This is a genomic window from Tepidimonas aquatica, from assembly GCF_007556585.1.
Classification (GTDB): domain Bacteria; phylum Pseudomonadota; class Gammaproteobacteria; order Burkholderiales; family Burkholderiaceae_C; genus Tepidimonas; species Tepidimonas aquatica.
Genome location: NZ_VJNA01000057.1, coordinates 1 through 4,042 on the forward strand (window position 1 = coordinate 1; position 4,042 = coordinate 4,042).

General features: G+C 65.1%; 3 protein-coding genes and 1 pseudogene. 3 read left to right on the forward strand and 1 reads right to left on the reverse strand.

Annotated elements, in window-relative coordinates:
* Positions 1-131: 131 nt before the first annotated feature.
* From Taqua_RS12690 to Taqua_RS12700, 3 genes are read left to right on the forward strand one after another with little or no spacing between them, the layout of a single operon-like run.
* Entirely contained in the window at positions 132-3,020 is a 2,889-nt protein-coding gene (locus tag Taqua_RS12690; RefSeq protein ID WP_144326951.1) for a class I SAM-dependent DNA methyltransferase, read from the forward strand.
* A 53-nt stretch (positions 3,021-3,073) separates the two neighbouring features.
* A complete protein-coding gene (locus Taqua_RS12695) occupies positions 3,074-3,376 on the forward strand; it encodes a type II toxin-antitoxin system HigB family toxin (protein ID WP_132961289.1) in 303 nt (100 codons plus the stop codon).
* Positions 3,377-3,395: 19 nt separating this feature from the next.
* Positions 3,396-3,767: a helix-turn-helix domain-containing protein gene (locus Taqua_RS12700; protein WP_165902783.1), complete on the forward strand. Its 372-nt coding sequence runs from the start codon at positions 3,396-3,398 to the stop codon at positions 3,765-3,767.
* Between the two features lie 143 nt (positions 3,768-3,910).
* Here the strand turns inward: Taqua_RS12700 and Taqua_RS13625 are convergent.
* Positions 3,911-4,042: pseudogene (locus Taqua_RS13625) on the reverse strand (IS481 family transposase); the annotation flags it as partial.

The following is a 4,042-nucleotide window of genomic DNA, read 5'->3' on the forward strand; positions in this document are numbered from 1 at the left end:
CGGCCTCGGCCTCACGCAGGAAGCCGATGATCTGCTCTTCGGTAAAACGCTTCTTCACGTCCAATCTCCTTGTCGTTGGGGATTGGACTCCAGATCGCGGCGCTACTCAAAACCGGGGGGACGTCGCGCCCATGACGCCCGAGCAATTCATCGCCCGCTGGAAGAACAACCCACTCACCGAGCGCGCCGGATCGCAGGCCTACTTTCTCGACCTGTGCACGATGCTGGGCGTGCCGCCGCCCAACGACCCGGACAACTACTGCTTCGAGCGCGGCGCGGCGCGCACCGGCGCCGGGCGTGGCTGGGCTGATGTGTGGAAGCGTGGCTGCTTTGCCTGGGAAAACAAAGCCCCCGGCGGCAACCTGGGCGATGCGCTGCGCCAGCTCATGACCTACGCACTGGCGCTTGACAACCCCCCGCTGCTGGTGACGTGCGACCGCGAAACCATCCAGATTCACACCCACTTCACCGGCACGCCGTCCGAAACCCACACCATTGCCCTGCACGACATCGGCCAGCCAGCCAACCTGCAAAAGCTGCGCTGGCTCTTTACCGACCCCGAGCGATTCCGCCCGCGCCGCACCACGCAAGACGTCACCGCCGAAGCCGCCGAGCGCTTTGCCGCCATCGCGCAAGCGCTCACCGCGCGCGGCGCCGACCCGCAGCAGGTCGCGCACTTCCTCATCCAGTGCCTGTTTTGCCTCTTTGCCGAAGACGCCGGGCTGCTGCCCGCGCGGCTGTTTGAGCGCATCGTCGAAAAAAGCACCACCGCGCCCGACAGACTCGGCCAGCGCCTGGGCGAGCTGTTTGCCTCCATGCGTCAGGGCGGCGAGTTCCTGCTGGAAGACATCGCCTGGTTCAACGGCGGCCTGTTCGAGGTCGTGCAGCCCCCGCCGCTGCAACCCGCCGACGCGCAAGCCCTGCTGCAAGCGGCGCGCATGGACTGGTCCAACATCGAGCCCGCCATCTTTGGCACGCTCTTTGAGCGCGGGCTTGATCCGGCCAAGCGCAGCCAGCTAGGCGCGCACTACACCGACCCCGGCACCATCGCCAAGCTCATCGAACCCGTCATCACCCGCCCGCTGGCCGCCGAATGGAAGGCGGCCAGGGCCACGATTGCCGCAGCCATGGCCCAATACCACGCCGGCGGCAAAGGCGCGCAAGCCGCCCTCAAGACCGCGCAGGCCACCTTTGCAGGCTACCTGGAGCGGCTGCGCAACGTGCGCGTGCTCGACCCCGCCTGCGGCTCGGGCAACTTCCTGTATCTGGCGCTGCGCGCGCTCAAAGACCTGGAACACCGCGCCAACCTGGACGCCGAAGCGCTGGGCCTGCACCGGCAACTGAGCATCGAGACTGGCCCGGCCAACGTGCTGGGGCTGGAGGTCAACCCCTACGCGGCGGAGCTGGCCCGCGTGACCGTGTGGATTGGCGAAATCCAGTGGATGCTGGGCCACGGCTACGACATCCGGCGCAACCCCATCCTGGCGCCGCTGGATCACATCCAGTGCCGCGACGCGCTGCTGGCCCCGGACGGCAGCGAAGCCCCCTGGCCCCAGGCCGACGTCATCGTCGGCAACCCGCCGTTTTTGGGCGACAAGAAAATGCGCGGCGAGCTGGGCGACGCCTACGTCGAGCGGCTGCGGGCACTGTACGCGGGCCGCGTGCCCGGCGGGGCCGATCTGGTCACTTACTGGTTCGAAAAAGCCCGCGCGCAGATCGAAGCAGGCCAGTGCCAGCGTGCCGGGTTGGTCTCGACACAGGCCATTCGCAAGGGCGCCAACCGCAGGGTGCTGGACCGCATCGTCGCCACCACCCGCGTCTTCGAAGCCTGGAGCGACGAGCCGTGGGTCAACGACGGCGCGGCGGTGCGCGTTTCGCTCGTGTGCTTTGGCCGCAGTGGGCAGGCGGCGCGGCTGGATGGGCAGGAGGTCGGCGAGATACATGCCGATTTGACGCACGCAACTGAGCTTGATCTCACGCGGGCCAGGGCACTGTCACAAAACGCAGACACGGCGTTTCAGGGAACCATCAAAGTCGGAAACTTCGATATTCCTGGCCATACAGCCCGTGAATGGATCACGCTCCCCAACCCGAACGGTCGACCGAATGCCGACGTGCTGCGGCCATGGGCCAACGGCCAGGACTTGGCCGGTAGGCCATCCGATACTTGGATCATCGATTTTGGGGTTGACATGAGCGAGACTGATGCCGCCTTGTACGAAACGCCTTTTGCGCACGTACTTGAACATGTCAAACCCGTGCGCGAGCTTGTCAACCGTGCGGGGCACCGGCGTTATTGGTGGCGCCATGGAGAACCACGTGTAGCCATGCGCCGCGCAATGGCCGGGTTGTCGCGCTACATCGCCACACCACGTGTCGCCAAACATCGCTTCTTCGTCTGGCTGCCAGCAGCGGTGTTGCCTGACTCCCGCCTGTACGCCATCTGCCGGGCGGACGATTGCACCTTTGGCGTGCTCTCCTCGCGCCTGCACACCGCGTGGGCACTGGCCAATGCGTCGCGCCATGGTGTTGGCAATGACCCGACCTACAACGCCCACGACTGCTTCGAAACCTTCCCCTTCCCCGCTGGCCTCACGCCTGCCGACAACGCGCATCAGGCAACGGAGGCCACCGCCAGCGGCGCGCTGATCCCCGCGCGCATTGCGGACGCGGCCTGCCGCGCGGCGGCCTGCCGCATCGCCGAGGCCGCCAAGCGCCTGAGCGACCTGCGCGAAGCGTGGCTGAACCCGCCCGAGTGGGTCGAATGGGTCATCACCCCCGAGGAGGAGCAAGCAGGCTTCCCGCGCCGCCCCGTGCCCCGGCCAGGCTTTGAGGCCGAACTCAAAAAGCGCACCCTGACCAACCTGTACAACGCCCGCCCGGCGTGGCTGGCCCACGCCCACCGGGAACTCGACGCAGCCGTGGCCGCCGCCTACGGCTGGACGGACTACACGCCCGCCATGCCCGACGAAGAAATCCTGCGTCGGCTGCTCGCCCTCAACCACGCGCGGGCGGGGTAATGGACACCCGCACAGGGTTGCCATAGTCCCACAATGGGACTACACTGCCGTCCGTGCGAGTGATTGCCGTATCCACTCTGCGGGCCTTCTGGGAGCGCCATCCCGACGCTGAACAGCCGCTGAAGGCCTGGTATGAGGAGGCAAAGAGTGCGACCTGGACCCAACCCGCTGACATCAAGGCGCAGTACCGCAACGCCAGCGTGATGAAGAACCGTCGCGTGGTCTTCAACATCAAAGGCAATGACTACCGGCTGGTTGTGGCGATTGCCTACAAGTTGCAGATCGTTTACGTGAAGTTCGTCGGCACCCACAAAGAGTACGACGCCATCGATGCAGAAACCGTTGAAACGACCTGAACGGCCACCGAGGAAACACATGGACATCCGCGCTATCCACACCGAAGCCGACTACAGGGCCGCACTCCAGGAAATTTCGGCCTTGATGGAATCCGACCCTGATTTGGGCACGCCGGAGGGTGATCGCCTGGACATCCTGGTCACGCTGGTGCAAGCCTACGAAGCCAAACACATGCCCATCGCCGCGCCCGATCCGGTAGAAGCCATCAAATTCCGCATGGAGCAGAGCGGTCTGTCCGTCAAAGACCTGGAGCCGATCATCGGCAAGCGAAACCGCGTCTACGAAGTCCTGAACCGCAAGCGTCCGCTAACGCTTGCCATGATCCGACGCCTGCACAAGAGCTTGGGCATCCCCGCCAATGTGCTGATTGCCGAGACGACCGCAGGGTGATCGTCGAACACGCACCTTTGCTTGTGCATTGCAGCGGTAGCCGCCAGCCTACGGCTGGACGGACGATACGCCCGCACTGCACGACGAGGACATTGTGCGCCGGCTGCTGGGCCGCAACCCCACGGGGGCGGACCGATGGACGCCTACATGTCAGGTCCCGGACGATTGCGTGGCACTTTTATGAAAAGTTCCGGTTTTTCTTTGTACCATCTTTTCATGGCCTCGATGGGCGGGACATGTCCCAGGGCTTTCTGGGGGATGTGGTGATTGTACAG

Coding starts and splice junctions, on each gene's coding strand:
- Taqua_RS12690 (WP_144326951.1), top strand. CDS start 132: ATGACGCCCGAGCAATTCATCGCCCGCTGGAAGAACAACCCACTCACC.
- Taqua_RS12700 (WP_165902783.1), top strand. CDS start 3,396: ATGGACATCCGCGCTATCCACACCGAAGCCGACTACAGGGCCGCACTC.